A 19,169-nucleotide genomic window follows, 5' to 3' on the forward strand; every position below is an offset into this window, starting at 1 on the left:
TTTATTTAACATTCTAATTTTTATTCAAATTTCAAAATAACTTCTTGCTTGATTTTTTAACGGAACTTTATTGATATTTTCAATCTCTTTAAACACGTAACGAAGCCTCTCTTCAACGATCTTTCCTTTTATAGTCCAGTAGAAAGGCCTCCTGTTTCCGATAGATGGAAATTTTTCCCGGGAAATGTCAATAGGGTGAAAATAAAAGATTGTATCGCCTCTGTTCAAACTTTGCTTCAGTCCTCTGAATTTCAAATGAGAACCTAAAAACCTCAGAGTAGGCCCGCCATATGTAGGAATCTTAATACCTATATCATAGTAAGCCCAGGGAAATTCAACAAAATTTCTCTTTTCGGAGGAAGGTTCGAGGCTTCCCGGGGCCGGATAATAGGGAAAGGAAGAAACATGTCTTAAAGAAGAATCCGATTTATTATACAGTGAATTCACCGATACCGATGAATCGTACTTAAAACCGATTTTTTCTAGAGAGTCAAGCATCCATCCTGTAACTGCTCCGTTTGGTGCTCTATATCCGATAACTTCCTGACCGGATGTCCTTTCAAGTAATTTTTTTGCATTCAGGGTCGTTACTTCAAATTCTTCAACATCGATAAGAGGCTCTTTTGTTTTCGTATCGACCACACATCTATGATCCGCTCCGTGACATGCAATCTCATGCCCTTTCTCAGAAATGGATTCGATAAGTCCAGGATAACGTTTTACAACATCTGCAACAATAAAGAATGTCGCAGTGATATTGAACTCATCAAGAAGGTCCAGTGTTTTTCTTGTCGGTTCACTCAGGTAATCATACCTGTCATTCCATTTTTTAAAAAATTCGTTCACATCTTTATATACGGAAAAACTGGACCCGCAGACCGATGGAATATGATACCAGTCTTCAACGTCAACCGTAATTGACATCTTGTTTTTACTTAACATCTTGTTTTTACTTATAACCCGGAAATTTCTGTTTTTTTCACGCCATTTTATCAAGATTTTCTTCCCAAGATTAACTGACGTATCTGTAGAGTAATATAAACCCCATCCGAGTAAACTTGAAGGCCATCTTTCAGGATGCACTAAAATATAAAAATTATTTAATTCTCTTTTCTCTATGAGCTCAATAAGTTCATCAGTTGTTTCGGCAAAAACCCGTTCGGTTTTTCCGGGAATACAGTCTCTTATACTATTTCTATGACCCCATGTTCTTCCGGTATCTGAGAAATAGTTGAGGTCGTCTTTTACGGATAGGTAGGCTTCGCCGGTTACACCGAAATCCCTGAAATCATAATTTTTCCAGAGCTCGCGATTGTCATGTTTTGAGAGAGGTTTTCCATGCATGCAGATCGTTTTTATCTCACACATTTCTCTCAACTTTTCCAGATTTGATTGAAAGAGGGCAAGTGCTTTTTTGTGATCTCCCTTTGCCTCACTTAAGGTTTCGTAATGATAACCGATCTCATGACCCATACTTTTTATCTGCTTTATGATTTCAGGTTTGAATACATTTTTTACAGTCCTGAAATAATATGTTGACTTTATTCCAAGTTCATGTTCTATTCGGGCAGTAACCAGGGCACGTTCCGGCATCCTGTCAATATCGTGGCGCATCAATACAAAACATTCTGGATGCTCTTTCTCCATATATTCGGCCATCGTTATTGTGGGGTAATTACTCGATATTGCTTCACAGAGCCTAAGGAATTTATGGCTGGTAAAATCACGAGTCTCACTACTAATAAACATCAGGGATCACCGTAAATTTTAGGGGAATGTATGCGAGACATTAAGCCTCTACTTTTCTATGAAAATTTTTATTCCCGGTTGAAGGCATACTTCACCCAATTAATCAGTTTGGTTTTGCATAATTCAGCGATGTCGTCTTATTAACTTGCATGTCAAAGAACATGGCAAAAAGAAGTAATTGCATACCCATGAGCGAAATAAACACATCCAAAAGTGGGTAATTTGCCGAAACAGATCCATGTAAAACTATTTTTTGTAAAAAAATCCATAGCCCAAACAAAAATCCTACTGGCACAAGCACCATGCTGAGAATATAAAATAGTACAAGGGGATGGAAATCGAGAATCATGTACTTCATCTTCAATCTCCACAAAAAACCTCTAAAAATCATGGGGGCAACTTTTATTATGTAGGCACTATATTTGATGGTTGACTTTTCTCTTCCATAACGTGCAGGCATGGCTACATCTATTGTTTGCAGTCCAAGGGCGTTGAGTTTTATAAGAAGATCGTTGCAGTAACCATAGTAAGTATAAACTGAATCCAGATCAATATCTTCAAGTGCTTCTCTGGATATTACTGTATAACCGTTTTGAGGGTCGGTAATATGCCAATATCCGCTTCCTACTTTTGTGATTAGAGTTAGGAGCCCGTTTCCGAAGGCTCGCCAGGTGCTCATTCCTTTCCTCATTTCTTTTGAAAGAAGGCGGTTGCCTTTAGTATAATCGGCTTTTCCCTCAATAATAGGAAAGAGTAACCGGGGTAGTTGAGAGGGGTCCATCTGGTTGTCTCCCGCCATAACCGCAACCATATCCATTTCATCAGCCAGAGCATACTTATACCCATTTATTATGGCTGCTCCGACACCTTTGTTGACTTTGTGGTGTATTGGCACTAGTCTTGGATCGGTCATTCTGTCAATGATCTCTCCTGTTCGGTCGGAACTACTATCGTTTATGACATAGATCTTATCTATGTAATCCGGGATTCCTTCAATTGTTTCCTGGATCAAAAGTTCTTCGTTATAAGCCGGAACCACAACTCCGATCTTGTAGGCTTTAAAGAGATTTTTTTCGTGCTCTTCCTGCAGGTCTATGTGATAGGCATTTATTTTTTTTCTTTCACATATGGACATAATAGAACGAATTGAGTTAAGATATACATCAGAAAGATCAAGTTCCTCGAGGCAGGCTTTTGAGATTGCCAGAAACCCAACTGGTCTTTCTTCGGTCTTTTTATTTTTTATCAAATGAACGCTCTCGTGATTCCTTTTATGCCTGCCAATACACGTTCCTACCGTAAGGTCAAAGTTTCCTTCTCTAATAGGCTTAATCATTTCCGGGATTAATCTTGGATCTCTACAAACATCCATATCCATTGTGACCAGAATATCGGCACCTTTTGCAGCTTCAACACCTTTTCTCAGTGATAAATTTTTGTTTGTGCCTGAAAAACCCTGAATTACTTCAGCTCCTGCAGCTTCGGCCACTTCTGAACATTGATCTGAACTGCAGTTATTTACAACGATTATCCGTTCTGCATAACGCTTAGCGATAAGCACGACTGTCCCTATTTCCAATTCTTGGTTAAAAGCAGGAAGAATAACTGTAATCTCCGATAAACCCTCCTTATACATATTCATACACCCACAGCCGAAATACTATCTTTCATTTTAGTTTTCTTGAATCGGAAAAGATTAACCCACCAACTAAATTCGGAATAACTGTATCTAAATTGTAGTACACCAACTACAAATCATTTTATAATGTAATACATGCTAAATAATAGCAAAGAATTCTTATTTCTTCCTAACATTCCATTGTTTGTAAGATTGATTTGCAAATTGAACATATCAATATAAATAGCTTTGGATATTCCTTTATTTCATAAAGGATAAATATCTATTAAACTGGAATCTTTTTTAAATGATGTATTTTTACAACTATTTACTGAAAATTGTATTAATAAATGGGATATCCTATTAAATATATAATTAGTATTTCCGTAGTTGTTTATAATCTCTGTCCAATTCTTCTTTAATTTATTCAATTAACCGTAAAAGTTCGATGTGAGAGCAATAATTTTAGAAGAGAGGCTCCCATAACTATTTTTTTTAAGAAATGTATTCCTCCTAAGAAATAAGGGAAGATTCTATTTAAAATGTAATCCAAAAAAGAAAGAGGAGGAGCATGATTATTTTATGAAAAATCCGGACCTATATCAAGACATTATATATTTTTTTAATTATACTATATTAAAAAGTTAGTGTCATTTTCATGTACATATAATATAAGGAAATTTGAATCCTTATTTAATCATTGTAATCCACCTGGTTATTTTCTAATGACTGTTCTAAGACTGAAATAAAAGTTTCCAAGTAATTATAAAAATCTTTGATCAAAAAAGAATGTTTTGAACTATTATATTTGAATGTTTTGAACTATTATTTTTATATGTATACTCTTTATAGGTTATACTTGTGATTGTTTCATGGATAACGTTTTCAGAGAATATTTATATTCCTGGCGAATTAATCTCTGGATTCAAAAATTTCTTACAATCTCTAAACCATAATAATCTTTATAGCATCAATCAATACATTCGTGCTTATTAATCAGATTTGGAGAGTACCATCTTAAGTTGCCTTCGTTTGAAGTAAAAAGTGGGACCTAAGATCCCGCTTTATTTCTATTAAGAAAATCTCTCCTATCGCGATTCTTACATCTGGATAAATATATGAGAGGCTGAGCAAATACGGAGAAATAAGTATGACATATTTCGACAAACAAACAAGAATTTTCTGGAAATTAGCAGGAAATCCAGAAGTACGACAGAAAAACTCAAAGCATCAGGGTAAGGAAACCCTTGCATATTTTCTCCTTCTTCTTATCGCTCTACCCGAATCTTTAATCTATTCTGAACATACTCAAACTGCTCTCTTGCTGTATGCAGTTCTACTGGTAGCTCTATCTTCAATCTCAATATTTGTGAAAGAGCAGGAAATCCGCAACATCTGCCAGGTTTTACTGTTATTTCCTATTCTCCGCCTTACGAATTTTTCAGTGCCGTTCTTCCCGGAAAGCCCTCTTCTCTTCTTTGTGTTCGTTTACAGTCCTATACTAATTCCTTTAACCATTGTTGTGATTCGTCAACAGTTTACATATGAACAACTAGGACTCAATTTCAAAAATGTAGGCTATTATCTCCCAATCTCTATTCTTATCGGTTTCGTCCTCGGGTACGGTGAATCTCTTCTCATCCAGACAACCTCACTTATTCCTGATCTTTCTTTTATAAATATCTTAAAACTTATAGTTGTAATGGTTTTATTTGTCGGAATTATTGAAGAATTAATATTCAGATCAATCCTCCAGACAAGACTTGAGGAAATATTTGGGACACGAAGTGGTCTGGTTCTTTCAAGCCTGGTTTTTGGATTCATGAACTCCGGTTATGGGACTTCATATGAGATCTTATACGCTTCCTTTGCAGGATTTATAATTGGATATTTGTTTTATAAGACAAGAAGCCTTCCTTTCATTGCACTGACACACGGCTTTATAAACGTATTTTCGTTTGGAATTCTACCTCTTATGGGTTATGGGTTTGGCTTTTTCTGAATGTGAGTCAACATTTTTGGAAAAAACATCAAGTTTTAATATTTAATTCTCTGGATAATATACAAAATTGTTAAGTACCAAGCTTCGAATAGCATAAATGTTCAATTTTATAAGAGTTGACTTCGTATGTTTACAAGCATAATCAATACTACACTATCAAGTACAGTTTTTACGAATATGGTGTGCAGTCTCCCAGATTACTGTATTTTCTCTATGGTCGGATTGAGTTTACTTCTTAGTATCAAGTATGTCCTTTCAGGATCAAGTTTCTGGGAAGAGTTTACAGAAAGTTCTTTCAATATGGGGATTTTTCCATTGTTATTGTTATTTATCTGGATAATCATTTATCGTGTTTTTAATGCTTTGTAATTCAGCAAGTGGCTTATGAAGCCGGGAGCAGGCTTGCAATAAACGTGGCAATGGTCGGGGTAGTTTCGGGGTTACCTGCCCATCCCGAAAAAGGCTCTGCTTGAGAGTGTGAAGGCTCTTGTGCCGCAGAAGACAATTGAGATTAATGTCAGGGCTTTTGAGATGGGAAGGCAGAAGGTAGAGGAAAGCTAAATCTTTCCTTTTTTTTGAATCAGGAAGGTTTCAGCCTTTCCTTTTTTCTCAATTTTTTTAGTCCGCCGATCCTTCAGTTCTTTTTTCTTATCTATAATTGCTCTCAGAGTAAGTACAAAAAAGATAACACAGATATGTGCAAGTACGAGCCTGATGAGGTTTGAGATCGCATCTGCTACACTCGGATCACGGTACGGCAGAAAAGTCTGGAATATTTCGTTCAATATGCCGTAAGCAGTCCCAATGAATACTGCACCAATTGCCGAATATTTTACAAGTGCCGAGTTTTTTGAGCTTAAAAAACGAAGTATAGTAAAACTCCGAGTCCGAAGTATATCTCCACATGCCCAAGGTCTATGGATGCGTTCTGAACTGTATGAAGCGAGGCAAGTAAAAAAGTCTACTACAGAAGACAGATCATTCGCAAGGAGAGCATTTCTGATCGGATATCCCATGTCCATTTTCAGGAGATTTTTGAGGTACCCTATTCCGGCGCTGACTGAGAGGTAAAAAACCATAATTGAATATAATGTGGTAATTATAACCGGCTCTTCGCTGTTTCGTATGGGTTGAAAATAATTACTCAGTTAGAAAGTAATCAGGAAAAACAGGGAAACATCAAGCTTGAATTTGATAGTTACCCACTCAAAACATCGAAGAGCCTTATAACCTTAGTTCTGCATTTTTAAGCGCATGGACGTCGTCTGATGCTGACTTATGCGCTTAAGTTCTAAAACAGTTGAAGTATATGTAACAGCAAATGTACCTGAATTCCCAACCATTGCCGCTTCTATGGCAGGTATACTAGGGCTTCTTTTCATCATCGGACGTAAGAAAGAAGGGCTGTAATTCCCCCCACAACTCTTCTTTTCCTTAAAATTTTCAAACTTTTTTTTCTTTATTAACTAATTTTTTTCCTTTTAAAACCCTGCAAAACTTCTTCACTTCTCAAGTGTCTATCTTCAGAAACTATGTTTCCTAAAGTTATTTACTCATCTGATATCTAGCTATTTACAATCGTATTTACGATTAGATAGGTGGGTTTGAGCAAAATTCTGGGGAGTTAGTGTTCTGGCAGCATAATATCCTACTTAATTAATATATTTATTTAACAATGCTCCGCTACGCCTTTAATTTCTTTTCGTGGAATAAAATACGTGGCTGCTGCCTTTTAAAAAACGTTATCGAAAATGGAAGTTAAAACAAGTGGGTGATATTCTGGAGTATGTAAGAAAAATATGCCCTATTTGTGGGCGCGAGTTTACAGTCCTGAAAAAATTTGAGGAAAAGGCAATTTATTGTACGCTTGAATGCCTTTCAGCATCTCAGGGGAAGATAAAGAGAGAGAAAGCTTCCTCCTTCATGTCTGTATAAATTCATTCTGTTTCATCGTAAACAGTATGATTTATTTATTTTTTAGTTTTTTTTATTTTTAACTCCCGGTCTCTTCTTTTATTTATGTGGTTTTTTCCCATTGCTACTGTTACCAGGCAAAGTTTTGTGTATGCTTGGGTAATATATTCATAGAGATATTTTAAAATACATATTATTTTTTTTACAAAGTTTCTTATAAGTTGAGGTCTTATTCTTTTAATCAATTTTTGTTAATTGTTAGGAGATCAATGATATGGGAATTGTCGATCCGGAACTTTTTAATGTTCTCTCTGGGGGAATGATTCGAAAATGACCCTTACGATTGCAGAGGGACGGATGGTTCTGTATGCCAGAACACATCCTGGAAACTGGATACTAAAACAGGTTGGTGATATTTAATGGAATATGTAAAAAAAATCTGCCCGATTTGCGGAAGTGAGCTCATAGTCCTGAAAGAGGTGGAAGAAAAGGCAGTTTACTGTACTCTCGAATGTCTTTTAATCTCTCAGGAAAGGATGAAGGGAGAGGATATTTCTTCTTTTATGTCTGTATAAGTTAGTGCTTTCGTTTCAGATCCAGGGAATTCTTAAAGTGGTTCTGGAAGTCGGAGGGCGGGTTGAAATGGTAGCCGGAAGGGCGATCATCGCCGGCCTTGATAGCAACTCTGCCAAATTGGTTAAGAGAACATCGGGCGTGGAGCTTGCAGGCGAGATAAACTTCAGGGGCAGGAGGGTCCCTAAAATCGTAAAAAATGTTTCTGCCGAACCAGGCAGAGCCCTGAGCTTTTTCAGGTTCTTTTCCATCCGAAAACTTTTTTGCTTCTTTTTTACAGGGCTCCGTTTTCCGAACTAACTCCCGGGAGCTATAACTTGCAGACGCTGCTGATAAATCGCTGCTGCTGACGGCTTGCTGTCTGGTTTGTTGTCCTGAATGTATTATATAGGGGCTTCACAATATGTGAAGATGCTTCATGCGGTGTAATTAAGATGCTTCACAACGGCTTATTAACCGGCCAGCTCGGAACGGCATGTTAATCTGTATAACCCTCGAAGCCTTCAACTTTTTAATTTACTGACTTTTTTCTCCCCTGCAATTGATTCTTCTTCCTCATTTTACTTCTCCCCCTGCAAAGGCTTTATATATTAGATGTGCTATTTAAAGGCAAAGTACATCAGAGATGTGAGGTTTCAGGCATAAGGTGTCTGGAACTCTTTATCAGATCAATGTGATGCTTAATGCTAAACTCCCGGAAATCTCCGGAAGTATGGGCTTTCTACCGTTTTTACGGTTGAATTTCCTGCATTGAATATAAACCAGTGAGAAAAGTCGGATCAACATGAGTGTCAAAGGGCCAATGCTTTGAAACGCCCGCTTTTGGCGCCTGAAGGTGCCTGAAATCGCACGAAACTGTTCCAGGTTTTCGATGAGTTGCGGTTGTAGTTGCTGAATACTGAAGGTTCAAGTCAGGTTAACTGAATTAGAAATCAGGTTACTGAATACTGAAGTTTCAAAATCAGATTGCTATATGTTTCAAATCAGGGCAAGGTGCCTGGATTTGGGTCTGCCAGGATCGTAAGGTCGGTCCTTCAATCAGAGCTTTCCTGCAGAGGCAGGAACGGAAGGAACCGAATATCTGCAGATGCCTGAAGGAATGTAGGGTACCGGGAGCACAGGGCTCCGGTCTGCTCGAGGCTTTTAAGCCGGCAGGTCTGAAATGGACATCCCTCCCCCCACCTGGTAGCGTTCGGGGAATCCAGAGCATTTCTTTTCTGTCACTCGTTTTGTCCCGACCGGAGGGGCTGGTATTTCAATTGAAGTTTACGGAGTAGAAATATGGCAAGCATACACCGACCAAAACGAGGTTCCCTTGCATTCAGTCCGCGCAAGAGGGCTAAGAGCCACATTCCAAGGTTCAGAGCCTGGCCGGAAGCGACAGGTGAGCCAAAGCTGCAGAGTTTTGCAGGTTATAAGGTGGGTATGACCCACGTGATCATGGTTGATGATACTAAGAACAGCCTTACCCAGGGTATGGAAATCTCCGTACCTGTGACTGTAATCGAAACTCCTGCAATAAGGGTCGCAGCCATCCGGGCTTACGCAGAAGACAGCACCGGGGAAAAGGCAATCGCTGAGGTATGGGCAGCAGACCTTGATCCTGAACTCAAACGCAGGATCCCCATTCCGGCAGCAGGGAACCAGGCTGAAGCTCTTGAAAATATCGGAAAACTGATCGAAGAAGGCAGAGTAAGCGACGTCAGGGCAGTTATCTACACCCTGCCAAAGAGCCTTACCGGTGTCCCCAAAAAGGTACCGGACATCATGGAATCCGGGATCAGTGCAAGAGACCTCGGTACCAAATTCGAATACTCAAAGACAATCCTCGGCACTCTGGTAAGTGTCACCGATGTTTTCAAGAACGGAACTCTTGTTGACACCGCAGCAATTACCATAGGTAAAGGCACCCAGGGTCCTGTAAAGCGCTGGGGTATTCAGCTTATGAAAGGCAAGCACTCCAGGCAGGGCAGCCTTAGACAGGTCGGTACCCTTGGGGCTTTCAATCCTTCCAGGGTCTCCTGGAGAGTTCCGCAGATGGGTCAGATGGGATATCACCAGAGGACTGAGTTTAACAAGCGCATCCTTAAGATCGGGTCCGATGGGGAAGAAGTCACTCCGGAAGGCGGGTTCATTAACTATGGGCTTGTCCGTGGTGACTACATCCTTATAAAAGGCAGCGTCCCCGGTCCTTCCAAGAGGCTTATAAGGCTCAGAGACCCGATCAGGGCAAAGAAAGCCGACCTTGGCGAACCCAACATCCTGTACATAAGCAGGGAATCCAAGCAGGGGTGATCTAAGATGGCTACAGCAAAAACCATAGACCTTACAGGAAAAGCTGTCGGGGAAGTCGAGCTCCCTGCAGTGTTTGATGCAGACTACCGCCCTGACCTGATTAAAAAGGCAGTGCTCGCAGCCCAGGCAAACAGGCTTCAGCCCTACGGTCCCCGCCTCTACTCAGGCATGGAGACATCGGCAAGAGGCTGGGGTTCCGGAAGGGGAGTGTCCCATGTCCCGAGGCTCGTAAACAGCAGCAGGGCTGCAAGAGTCCCGCATGCTAAGGGCGGAAGGAGAGCTCACCCGCCAAAACCGGAAGCCGACAGGAGCGAGAAGGTCAACACAAAAGAGCGCCGCTATGCAATCCGCTCTGCAATCGCAGCAACAACAGACCCTACCCTTGTAAGCCTGAGAGGGCACATTTTTGAAGCCGAACTTCCCATTGTCGCAGTAAACGACCTTGAAAGTCTCGAGCGGACAAAGCAGGTAATCGAGTTTCTCGAAGCTGCTGGGCTCTATGAAGACGTACTCAGGGCAAAATACGGGAGGCACATCCGGGCAGGCCGCGGAAAGCTCAGAGGCAGGAAATACAAGCACAAAAAGAGCGTCCTGATCGTTGCAGGAGAAAACACTCCTATCCTGAAAGCGGCAAGAAACCTTTCCGGAGTAGACGTCGTAACAGTGGACTCACTGAATGCCGAACTGCTCGCACCTGGCACTCACGCAGGTCGCCTTACTGTCTGGACGGAGTCTGCAATTGGAAAACTGGAGGGCGCGTTCCAATGAGTTCTATCAATTATCCGTTTGTTACTGAAAAAGCGATGATGCTGCTTGATGAAAACAAGCTCCAGTTTATCGTTGATACCAGATCAAACAAAAAGCAGATCTTAGAGGATGTTGAGAAGATGTACGGGTTCAAAGTAAAATCCGTGCGGACCATGACCACAATGAAGGGTATGAAAAAAGCAGTCCTTGCCTTTGAAGAGCCTGAAGCGGCACATGAGATTGCAACCCGAATAGGACTTATGTGAGGTGTGATCCATGGGTAAAAGACTAATATCACAGAATAGGGGTCGAGGCACTCCGACCTACAGAGCTCCTTCTCACAAGTACAAGGCAGACCTGAGGCACCCACGTGTCGATGAAAACAGCTCCCTTCGGGGAGAAGTCGTAGGCATCGAGCACGACCCTGCTCGTTCAGCTCCTATCGCAAAAGTCGCCTTTGAAAACGGGGAAGAACTTTTCCTTCTTGCTTCCGAAGGCATTGCCGTAGGAAACATTATCGAGTGTGGAGACGATGCTGAAGTAAAACCCGGAAACATTGTACCTATCGGAAATGTACCCGAAGGTTTCTTCATCTGCAATGTTGAATCAAAGCCAAACGACGGCGGCAAATTTGTCCGTTCCTCCGGAGTATACGCAACCGTTGTAACCCACGAAGCGACCAGGACTGCAGTGTCCATGCCTTCGGGGAACATAAAATGGCTCAACCCCAAGTGCAGGGCAGTCGTCGGGATTGTTGCCGGCAGTGGCAGAGTGGACAGGCCGTGGCTTAAAGCCGGGAAAAAGTATCACAAAATGAAAACAAGGGCTGCAAAGTATCCGAGGGTTTCAGCTGTTGCTATGAACCCGCGTGACCACCCGTTCGGTGGCGGTGCCTGGAAACACCCGGGTAAGCCAACCACAGTTAGCAGAAACGCCCCTCCCGGAAGAAAGGTCGGACTGATTGCAGCAAGAAGGACCGGAATGAAGCGCTGATGAGGTGTATTCGTTATGGCAAAAAAATCATCATCAAGGTTACCAAAGAGAAAGGGTGAGTATACCTACCGCGGGAAGACCGTCTCAGAACTTCAGGAACTGAGCCTTGAAGAGTTTGCAGAACTTCTGCCTTCAAGAGAACGCAGGAGCCTCAAGCGCGGGTTCACCGACGGCCAGAAGAAAGTCCTGCATGAGTTCAAGGAAGGAAAAAAGATCAGGACCCACCACCGGGACATGATCATCCTTCCCGAAATGATCGGAAAAACTATCGAAATCCACAACGGAAAAGGCTTTGTAAGTGTGGATCTCCAGCCTGAAATGGTCGGGCACCGTTTCGGAGAATTTGCACCCACAAGATCAAGAGTTTCACACGGCAGTGCCGGGGTGGGAGCAACCCGTTCAAGCAAGTTCGTACCGCTGAAATGAGGTGAAAGGGAATGGCAAGAATCAATTACTCAATCAACGGAGACCCTGAAACTACCTCTAAGGCAATGGGTTCCGAACTTCACATTTCCCCTAAGAAGTCCCGTGAGGTTTGCTGCAAGATTAAGGGCATGAAGGCTTCCGAAGCCAGGAAGTTCCTTGAAGACGTAATTGCCATGAAGCAGGCAGTCCCCTTCAAGAAACACCATGACGGTAGCGGCCACAGGAAAGGGCCCATGGCTGCAGGAAAATATCCCATCAGCGCCTCAAAAGAGATCTTAAAGGTCCTTAAAAACGCAGAGAGCAATGCCGAATATAAAGGTCTTGAACCTGCAAACATGTACATCATCCACGCCGCCATCCAGCGCGGAAGAGTGATTCATGGGTTCATGCCGAGGGCCAGGGGAAGAGCAACGCCCAAAGATACTGAAACTGTAAATATCGAGATGATTCTCTCCGAGGTGCGCTAAATGGCAATAGAGAAAAAATTCGTCAATGACGGGTACGTCAAAGCTTCCATGGACGAGTATTTTGCAGAACAGCTCAGCAGGGCTGGATACGGCGGCATGGAGTTAAACAGGACCCCCATGGGCACCCAGATTGTTATCTACTCCGAAAAACCGGGAATGGTAATCGGGAAAGCCGGGAAGGTCATTAGAAAACTTACCCGTGACGTTGCAAACAAATACAGCCTCGAAAACCCGCAGATTGACGCTCAGGAAGTCAAGAGGCCTGAACTTAACGCCCAGATGATGGCATCCAGGCTTGCAGCTTCCATTGAGAGAGGCTGGTACTTCAGGAAAGCCGGACACAACACCCTCAGAGCAGTCATGAACGCAGGCGCCCTTGGTTGTGAAGTCGTAATCTCCGGAAAGCTTACCGGAGCAAGGTCCAGGGTCGAGAAATTCGTTGACGGGTACATAAAGCACTCCGGAAACCCTGTAGAAGAAGTCGTGGACGAAGGGTTTGCAGTAGCAGTCAAAAAGCTCGGAACCCTTGGCTGCAAAGTCAGGATCATTCAGCCTGGCGTTGTCCTGCCCGACTCCTACAAAGTCAGGGAATCCGTCGAAGTTGAAGAACCTGCAGAAAAGCCTGCAGAAAAGCCTGCAGAAAAACCAGCTGAGAAAGCCGCCGCTCCCAAAAAGGAAGCAGCAAAAGCCCGAGCTCCTGCACCTGCTCCTGAAGCTCCTGCACCTGCTCCTGAAGCTCCTGCACCGGCACCCGTAGAGGAAGCTGAAGTTGCAGAACCCGAAGAAGCAGAGGAAGTCCAGGCTGAAACATCCGAAGAAATTGAAGGAGCCGAACTTGTCTATGTCGAAGGCTCGGATGAAGTCCGCAGGCAGGTCAACGGCGTCTGGCAGCACAAGCATGGGAGCTATGATTACTGGCATCCCATGGCAAGGGTCCACAAGGAGGCTAAGGAATAATGGCAATTCTCAGGACCAGCGAAATCCGGACCATGACGATTGAAGAACGGGCTGATGAACTCGAAAACCTGAATAACGAACTGGTCAGGGAAAGAGCTCTTACCTCTGCGGGCGGAGCTCCGGAAAACCCTGGCAGGATCGGAGAAATCAGGAGAACGATTGCCCGGATAAAGACAATTCAGCATGAGCTAAATGAGATCTAAAGTGGAAATTCTGCCTTCGAATCTTATCTTTCATGAACTGATAGGGCTCGAAATCAAGGTGATTAACTCCACTAATCCATCATTAACAGGAATCCGGGGCAGAGTAATCAACGAGACGAAAAATATGCTTGTTGTGGAAAACTCTCAGTCCCGGGAACTGAAGATTCCCAAGGCGGATTCGGAATTTCTTTTCCGGATCCCTGCCGAGCTCTCAGAAAAAGGCCGCAGATCCGATACATTCGTTAAAATTCAGGGAAACCTGCTGCTCTCACAACCCGAAAATCGGATCAAGAACATTAAAAAGCTACGTAAATGGGGCTAAATTCATGGCAAGAGATATTGGATTAAATATACCGGCGCCATCAGAGGAATGTGACGATGCATACTGTCCCTTCCACGGAACACTCCCGGTAAGAGGACAGATCCTTGTGGGTACCGTGGTCAGCAGCAAAATGGACAATACGGTAGTCATCGAAAGGCAATACATGAAAATGGTGTCGAAATATCAGAGATATGAAAAGAGACGCTCGAAGATTCATGCACATAATCCGGCCTGCATCTCCGCAAAAGTCGGTGACATTGTCACGATTGCGGAATGCAGACCTATAAGCAAGACCAAATCCTACGTTGTCGTCAAAGCAGAGGTGCCCAAATGAAAGGTATGCGCTCAAACATCCCGAGAGCCCTCAATGCAGGTGCCCAGATCGCCTGCGTGGACAACACCGGGGCAAAAGTGGTTGAGATTATCTCTGTCAAGAAGTACAGGGGTGTCAAGAACAGAATGCCCTGCGCAGGAATTGGGGACATGTGCGTTGTGTCCGTAAAGAAAGGTACACCCGAAATGAGGAAACAGGTTCTCCTTGCAGTTGTGGTTCGCCAGAAGCAGGAGTTCCGCCGTCCTGACGGCCTGCATGTCTCATTTGAAGACAATGCAATGGTAATTACGGACGAAGAAGGAATTCCGAAAGGCACGGACATAAAAGGCCCTGTTGCCAGGGAAGTGGCGGAAAGGTTCCCGAAGATCGGGACAACCGCATCCATTATTGTCTGAGGTGATTGCAATGGTATCCAAACAGCCCAGAAAGCAGAGAAAGGCAAGATACGCCGCACCTCTCCATATCAGGCAGAAATTCATGGGTGCAAGACTCAGTGAGGCGCTTACCAAGGAGTACGGCACAAGAAGCGCTGCAGTTATCACTGGCGACACAGTAAAGGTCATGCGCGGAGACTTCAAGGGCACCGAAGGAAAAGTCCAGTCCGTATCCCTTATGGACGGCACGATCACAGTGGACGGAGTCATTTCCACAAAGGTGGACGGCACCGAAGTCCCGAGGCCCTTAAACCCTTCCAATGTTATGATCACAAAACTGGAAATGAAGGACGGGCGCAGAGCGTCAAGCATTAAGAAGTGAGGCAGGTGATTTTGTGACACACCAGAAAAGATTATCAGTCCCAAAGAGCTGGAAGGTCGGGAAAAAAGGTAACAAGTGGATCTCCACTACCCGCCCGGGGCCTCACAGCCAGGCACGCAGTCTTCCGCTCGGAATTATCATCCGGGACATTCTCAAGCTTGTTGACAACAGCAGGGAAGGTAAAAGGATCCTCTCCGAAGGAAAAGTCCTTGTTGACGGGATTCCCAGAAAAGACCTCAGGTTCCCTGTAGGGCTCTTTGATGTAATTACACTCCCCCTCGTAAATGAAGCATACAGGATGCTCCAGGATGAAAAGGGACGTCTGACCCTCCACAAGCTCAACGAAACCAATGTAAACAAGCTGTGCAGGATCAACAACAAGACAACCGTCAAGGGAGGAAAATTCCAGCTTAACCTCAACGACGGAACCAACATCATCGGATCCAATGAATACGGGACAAAGGACTCCCTGATTCTTTCCATTCCTGACAAGCAGGTAGTAAAACACCTGAAGTTTGAGGTCGGCAACCTTGCAATGGTTGTAGGCGGTCAGCACTCGGGCGAAACCGGAAAGATTATGGAGATCAGGGAAGTTAAAAGTTCCAGGCACAACACAGTAATGATTTCCGGAGAAACCGATTTCGAAACAATCGAAGACTACGTAATCGTTATCGGCGAGGACAAACCCGAAATAAGGCTTGGCGGTGAGATAAGTGAATAATCCTATGCGCACCCCGATTGTTGAAAAGGTAATTGTCCACATGGGTGTCGGAGAAAGTGGCCAGCATCTGGTAAATGCCGAAGACATTCTCCGGAATATCACCGGGCAGGAAGTCGTAAGGTGCTTTGCCAAAAGAACCCTTCCCGCTTTCTCGATCAAAAAGAACGAACCCATAGGCTGTAAGGTAACCCTCAGGGGCCAGAAAGCCCAGGAGTTCCTTGAAACCGCTCTCGGGATTGTCGAAAAGACCCTGAACAGGTCCCAGTTCGATTCCTTCGGAAACGTCTCTTTCGGCATTGAAGAACACACCGACTTCCCGGGTATGAGATATGACCCTAACATAGGGGTTTTCGGAATGGACGTAACCGTGGTACTCAAGCGCCCGGGAGAAAGGATCTGCAAGAGGAGAATTGCAGCCCGAAAGATCCCGGCCGGCCATAGGGTCACGGTGGACGATGCGATCGCCTTCCTTAATGAAAGTTATGGCGTGGAGGTCATGTAAATGACAGAGACAATAAAAAAGTCCGGTAGAGGAGTAAACGAATGCAAGCGGTGCGGAAGAAAACAGGGCCTTGTCCGCAAGTACGACATTTACCTCTGCAGGCACTGTTTCAGGGAGATTGCCCACGAGATGGGCTTTGAGAAGTATTCGTAAGGTGATTTAAATGGTATTACTTGATCCTCTTGCAAACGCCCTTTCCACTATCAAGAATGCGGAAGCCATTGGGAAGAGCTCCTGTGTTGTCAGGCCTGCTTCTAAAAATATTGGCAATGTCCTGAAGGTTATGCAGGATCTCGGCTATATCGGAGATTTTGAATTTATCGACGATGGGAAAGCCGGAATCTACAGCGTTACCCTTGTGGGAAGAATCAACAAATGCGGTGCAATCAAGCCGCGGTATTCCGTAGGAACAGCCAGCTTCGAACGCTGGGAAAAGCAGTTCCTGCCGGCAAAGAACTTTGGTGCCCTTATAGTAACCACTTCAAGCGGGGTTATGTCTCAATACGAAGCCCGTGATAAGAAGATTGGTGGGCAACTTCTTGCTTATGTGTACTGAGGAGGGAACAGGAAATGGTTAAGGAAATTGCAAGAACAATAGAGATTCCTGAAGGAGTTTCCGTCTCTCTCGCTCAGGATGTCTTTACAGCCACGGGTCCCAAGGGAACTGTCGAAAGAAAGTTGTGGTACCCCGGAATCATGATCGACGTAAAGGATGGCGAAGTAGTCGTCGACGCCGAATACGCCAGGAAGGAACAGAAAGCCATGGTAGGAACCTTTGCTTCTCATATCAGGAACCTGGTCAAAGGCGTAAATGAAGGCTTTGAATGCAAGATGTCCATTGTGTACGCTCACTTCCCGATGCAGGTCAAAGTTGATGGCAAAACCCTCATAATCGGAAACTTCCTTGGAGAAAAAAAGCCAAGATTTGCAAAAATCATTGGCGAGACAAAGGTTAAGGTAAGTGGGAACGATGTCACAATTACCGGAATCAACAAGGAAGATGTCGGGCAGACTGCCGCAAATATAGAACAGAAGACCAAGATTAAGAGGTTCGATCCGAGGATCTTCCAGGATGGAATCTACATAGTGCAGAAGGCCTGAAGGTGATTATGATGGCAGAAGAATTCAATGAAGTTGAAGGTACCAATGAAGTTGAAGATATCAATGAAGTTGAAGGTACTTCGGTTTCCACTCTTGATATGGATCCTGAATCCAGGCGCTTATTCAATGTGAGAAAGGTTCAGAAAGGAAAGAAACCTCAGTTCAAGAGAACCTGCAGCCATAAGTTCAAAAGACTTGATGACAACTGGAGGCGTCCGAGAGGTTCTCAGGGTAAGCAGCGCAGAAAGTATGTCTCAAAAGGTGCGCTTGTCCAGGTAGGATACGGAAGCCCGGCTGCAGTTAAAGGCCTGCACCCTTCGGGTTATTCTGATGTTCTTATTTCCAGTATTGCTGAGCTTGAGCTTGTTGACCCGTCTTACGAAGCTATCAGGATAGCAGGGACGATAGGCGCACAAAAGAAAGCCCTTATTCTCGCAAAAGCTGAAGAAGCCGGGATTAAAGTCCTGAACTCTGGAAGGAGTGAGTAAAATGTCCGATCTGTCCAACCAGAGGAAACTGGCTTCCAAAGTTCTCGGATGCGGGCTTGATAGGGTATGGCTTAATCCCGAAGCCTCCGAAGAAATAGCCTCCGCGATCACAAGAGAAGATATCCGCGGGCTCATTGAGGAAGGCACAATTAAAGCAAAACCTGTAAAAGGGGTCAGCAGAGGTAGGGCCAGAGCACTTGCTGCCAAGCGTAAGTACGGGCACTGCAAGGGGCATGGTTCCAGAAAGGGTAAGAAAGGAGCCCGTACTCCCAAGAAAGAGCAGTGGATCAAAAAGATCAGGGCTCTCAGAAGAAGACTCAAGGAGCTGCGTGCAGACGGAGCCCTTGATAAGTCTGTGTACTGCAGACTCTACAGAAAGGCAAAAGGCGGAGAATACAGAAGCGTTTCTCACCTTAACTCCCACCTTGAGTCCGAAAAACTGTTAAAGAAAGAATAACCTGGAGGAGCTGAAGATGGCAACAGGACCAAGATATAAGGTTCCTTTTAGAAGAAGAAGAGAAGGACGCACTAACTACCACCTCCGCCTTAAATTACTACTCTCAAGGCAGGACCGTGTGGTCGTCAGAAAAAGTTCAAGAAACGTTCAGATCCAGTTAATAGCTCCTACCCCTGATGGGGACATAACTTATTCCTCAGCCGTTTCGAATGAGCTTGCAAAATACGGTTACACAGGAGCTACCGGAAATACAACGGCTGCATACCTTACAGGGCTCTTATTCGGGCTGAAGAGTTTGCAGAAGGGCTATGAAGGAGGCATTCTGGATATCGGTCTCCAGGCTTCCTCTGCAGGTTCAAGAGTTTATGCTGCCCTTAAAGGGGTTGTAGACTCTGGCTTTGAAATCCCCTGCAGCCCTGAAGTGTTCCCCCCAGACGAGAGGATCCGCGGAGAGCACATAGCCGGATACAGAGAAGAGAGCTCAGACCTGCCAGAGCAGTTTGAAGCAACCAAAGAGAAAATCTTTGCTGAGTTTAGTTAAGGT

26 protein-coding genes are annotated in these 19,169 nt (G+C 44.0%); 23 read left to right on the forward strand and 3 right to left on the reverse strand.

The genetic code is table 11. The features are described from left to right. Positions 1-24: 24 nt before the first annotated feature. A complete protein-coding gene (locus MA_RS28160; RefSeq protein ID WP_011021096.1) occupies positions 25-1,749 on the reverse strand; it encodes a polysaccharide deacetylase family protein in 1,725 nt (574 codons plus the stop codon). Between the two features lie 103 nt (positions 1,750-1,852). Continuing rightward, positions 1,853-3,385, reverse strand: a complete 1,533-nt coding sequence (locus tag MA_RS05570) for a glycosyltransferase family 2 protein (RefSeq protein WP_157860105.1) — start codon at positions 3,383-3,385, stop codon at positions 1,853-1,855. A gap of 1,351 nt (positions 3,386-4,736) precedes the next feature. Here MA_RS05570 and MA_RS05575 point away from each other — a divergent pair. Continuing rightward, positions 4,737-5,369 carry a CPBP family intramembrane glutamic endopeptidase gene (locus tag MA_RS05575; RefSeq protein WP_157860106.1) on the forward strand — a complete coding sequence of 211 codons (633 nt, stop codon included), beginning with the start codon at positions 4,737-4,739 and terminating at the stop codon, positions 5,367-5,369. A 557-nt stretch (positions 5,370-5,926) separates the two neighbouring features. Here MA_RS05575 and MA_RS05580 read toward each other — a convergent pair. After that, the gene (locus MA_RS05580) at positions 5,927-6,448 is read right to left on the reverse strand and encodes a VanZ family protein (RefSeq protein ID WP_011021099.1); all 522 of its coding nucleotides are present in this window, start codon (positions 6,446-6,448) and stop codon (positions 5,927-5,929) included. A 1,254-nt stretch (positions 6,449-7,702) separates the two neighbouring features. On the opposite strand from MA_RS05580, the gene MA_RS28060 reads away from it, so the two are divergent. The 22 genes from MA_RS28060 (at position 7,703) to MA_RS05690 (ending at position 19,166) form a co-directional block, all read left to right on the forward strand. After that, positions 7,703-7,858 carry a hypothetical protein gene (locus tag MA_RS28060; RefSeq protein WP_162829676.1) on the forward strand — a complete coding sequence of 52 codons (156 nt, stop codon included), beginning with the start codon at positions 7,703-7,705 and terminating at the stop codon, positions 7,856-7,858. Between the two features lie 4 nt (positions 7,859-7,862). Next, positions 7,863-8,156 (forward strand): hypothetical protein, encoded by a 294-nt coding sequence (locus MA_RS05585; RefSeq protein ID WP_011021100.1) that lies wholly within the window; start codon positions 7,863-7,865, stop codon positions 8,154-8,156. A gap of 981 nt (positions 8,157-9,137) precedes the next feature. After that, the gene (gene rpl3p, locus MA_RS05595; RefSeq protein WP_011021101.1) at positions 9,138-10,151 is read left to right on the forward strand and encodes a 50S ribosomal protein L3; all 1,014 of its coding nucleotides are present in this window, start codon (positions 9,138-9,140) and stop codon (positions 10,149-10,151) included. A gap of 6 nt (positions 10,152-10,157) precedes the next feature. Beyond that, positions 10,158-10,919, forward strand: coding sequence for a 50S ribosomal protein L4 (gene rpl4p / locus MA_RS05600; RefSeq protein ID WP_011021102.1), 762 nt, complete (start codon positions 10,158-10,160; stop codon positions 10,917-10,919). Continuing rightward, positions 10,916-11,164 carry a 50S ribosomal protein L23 gene (locus MA_RS05605; RefSeq protein WP_011021103.1) on the forward strand — a complete coding sequence of 83 codons (249 nt, stop codon included), beginning with the start codon at positions 10,916-10,918 and terminating at the stop codon, positions 11,162-11,164. Before rpl4p ends, MA_RS05605 begins: the two co-directional genes overlap by 4 nt. A gap of 10 nt (positions 11,165-11,174) precedes the next feature. Continuing rightward, positions 11,175-11,891 (forward strand): 50S ribosomal protein L2, encoded by a 717-nt coding sequence (locus MA_RS05610; protein WP_011021104.1) that lies wholly within the window; start codon positions 11,175-11,177, stop codon positions 11,889-11,891. A gap of 15 nt (positions 11,892-11,906) precedes the next feature. Then, entirely contained in the window at positions 11,907-12,317 is a 411-nt protein-coding gene (locus tag MA_RS05615) for a 30S ribosomal protein S19 (RefSeq protein WP_011021105.1), read from the forward strand. A gap of 11 nt (positions 12,318-12,328) precedes the next feature. Continuing rightward, entirely contained in the window at positions 12,329-12,784 is a 456-nt protein-coding gene (locus MA_RS05620; RefSeq protein WP_011021106.1) for a 50S ribosomal protein L22, read from the forward strand. After that, a complete protein-coding gene (locus MA_RS05625) occupies positions 12,785-13,741 on the forward strand; it encodes a 30S ribosomal protein S3 (protein WP_011021107.1) in 957 nt (318 codons plus the stop codon). It begins immediately after the preceding gene. After that, positions 13,741-13,944, forward strand: coding sequence for a 50S ribosomal protein L29 (gene rpmC / locus MA_RS05630; RefSeq protein WP_011021108.1), 204 nt, complete (start codon positions 13,741-13,743; stop codon positions 13,942-13,944). The genes MA_RS05625 and rpmC overlap by 1 nt, the downstream gene beginning before the upstream one ends. Continuing rightward, complete coding sequence (rnp1, locus tag MA_RS05635) at positions 13,934-14,266, forward strand: ribonuclease P protein component 1 (RefSeq protein WP_011021109.1); 333 nt, start codon at positions 13,934-13,936, stop codon at positions 14,264-14,266. Before rpmC ends, rnp1 begins: the two co-directional genes overlap by 11 nt. 4 nt (positions 14,267-14,270) lie before the next feature. Continuing rightward, positions 14,271-14,600, forward strand: a complete 330-nt coding sequence (locus MA_RS05640; protein WP_011021110.1) for a 30S ribosomal protein S17 — start codon at positions 14,271-14,273, stop codon at positions 14,598-14,600. Further along, positions 14,597-14,995, forward strand: coding sequence for a 50S ribosomal protein L14 (gene rpl14p / locus MA_RS05645; protein ID WP_011021111.1), 399 nt, complete (start codon positions 14,597-14,599; stop codon positions 14,993-14,995). Before MA_RS05640 ends, rpl14p begins: the two co-directional genes overlap by 4 nt. Before the next feature lie 10 nt (positions 14,996-15,005). Next, positions 15,006-15,356: a 50S ribosomal protein L24 gene (rplX, locus tag MA_RS05650; protein ID WP_048065039.1), complete on the forward strand. Its 351-nt coding sequence runs from the start codon at positions 15,006-15,008 to the stop codon at positions 15,354-15,356. 13 nt (positions 15,357-15,369) lie between these two features. Then, on the forward strand, positions 15,370-16,077 hold the full coding sequence (locus MA_RS05655; protein WP_011021113.1) for a 30S ribosomal protein S4e: 708 nt from the start codon (positions 15,370-15,372) through the stop codon (positions 16,075-16,077). Positions 16,078-16,081: 4 nt separating this feature from the next. Next, on the forward strand, positions 16,082-16,579 hold the full coding sequence (locus tag MA_RS05660; RefSeq protein WP_011021114.1) for a 50S ribosomal protein L5: 498 nt from the start codon (positions 16,082-16,084) through the stop codon (positions 16,577-16,579). Further along, the gene (locus MA_RS05665; RefSeq protein WP_011021115.1) at positions 16,580-16,732 is read left to right on the forward strand and encodes a 30S ribosomal protein S14; all 153 of its coding nucleotides are present in this window, start codon (positions 16,580-16,582) and stop codon (positions 16,730-16,732) included. Between the two features lie 10 nt (positions 16,733-16,742). Then, positions 16,743-17,135: a 30S ribosomal protein S8 gene (locus MA_RS05670; protein ID WP_011021116.1), complete on the forward strand. Its 393-nt coding sequence runs from the start codon at positions 16,743-16,745 to the stop codon at positions 17,133-17,135. 14 nt (positions 17,136-17,149) lie between these two features. Continuing rightward, positions 17,150-17,680 (forward strand): 50S ribosomal protein L6, encoded by a 531-nt coding sequence (rpl6p, locus tag MA_RS05675; protein WP_011021117.1) that lies wholly within the window; start codon positions 17,150-17,152, stop codon positions 17,678-17,680. An 11-nt stretch (positions 17,681-17,691) separates the two neighbouring features. After that, positions 17,692-18,168 carry a 50S ribosomal protein L32e gene (locus MA_RS05680; RefSeq protein ID WP_048066173.1) on the forward strand — a complete coding sequence of 159 codons (477 nt, stop codon included), beginning with the start codon at positions 17,692-17,694 and terminating at the stop codon, positions 18,166-18,168. 1 nt (position 18,169) lies between these two features. Then, positions 18,170-18,625, forward strand: a complete 456-nt coding sequence (locus MA_RS05685) for a 50S ribosomal protein L19e (RefSeq protein ID WP_011021119.1) — start codon at positions 18,170-18,172, stop codon at positions 18,623-18,625. A 16-nt stretch (positions 18,626-18,641) separates the two neighbouring features. Beyond that, positions 18,642-19,166 (forward strand): 50S ribosomal protein L18, encoded by a 525-nt coding sequence (locus MA_RS05690; RefSeq protein WP_011021120.1) that lies wholly within the window; start codon positions 18,642-18,644, stop codon positions 19,164-19,166. The last annotated feature ends 3 nt before the right edge of the window (positions 19,167-19,169 follow it).

Origin of the sequence: Methanosarcina acetivorans C2A (assembly GCF_000007345.1) — an archaeon.
GTDB classification, from domain to species: domain Archaea; phylum Halobacteriota; class Methanosarcinia; order Methanosarcinales; family Methanosarcinaceae; genus Methanosarcina; species Methanosarcina acetivorans.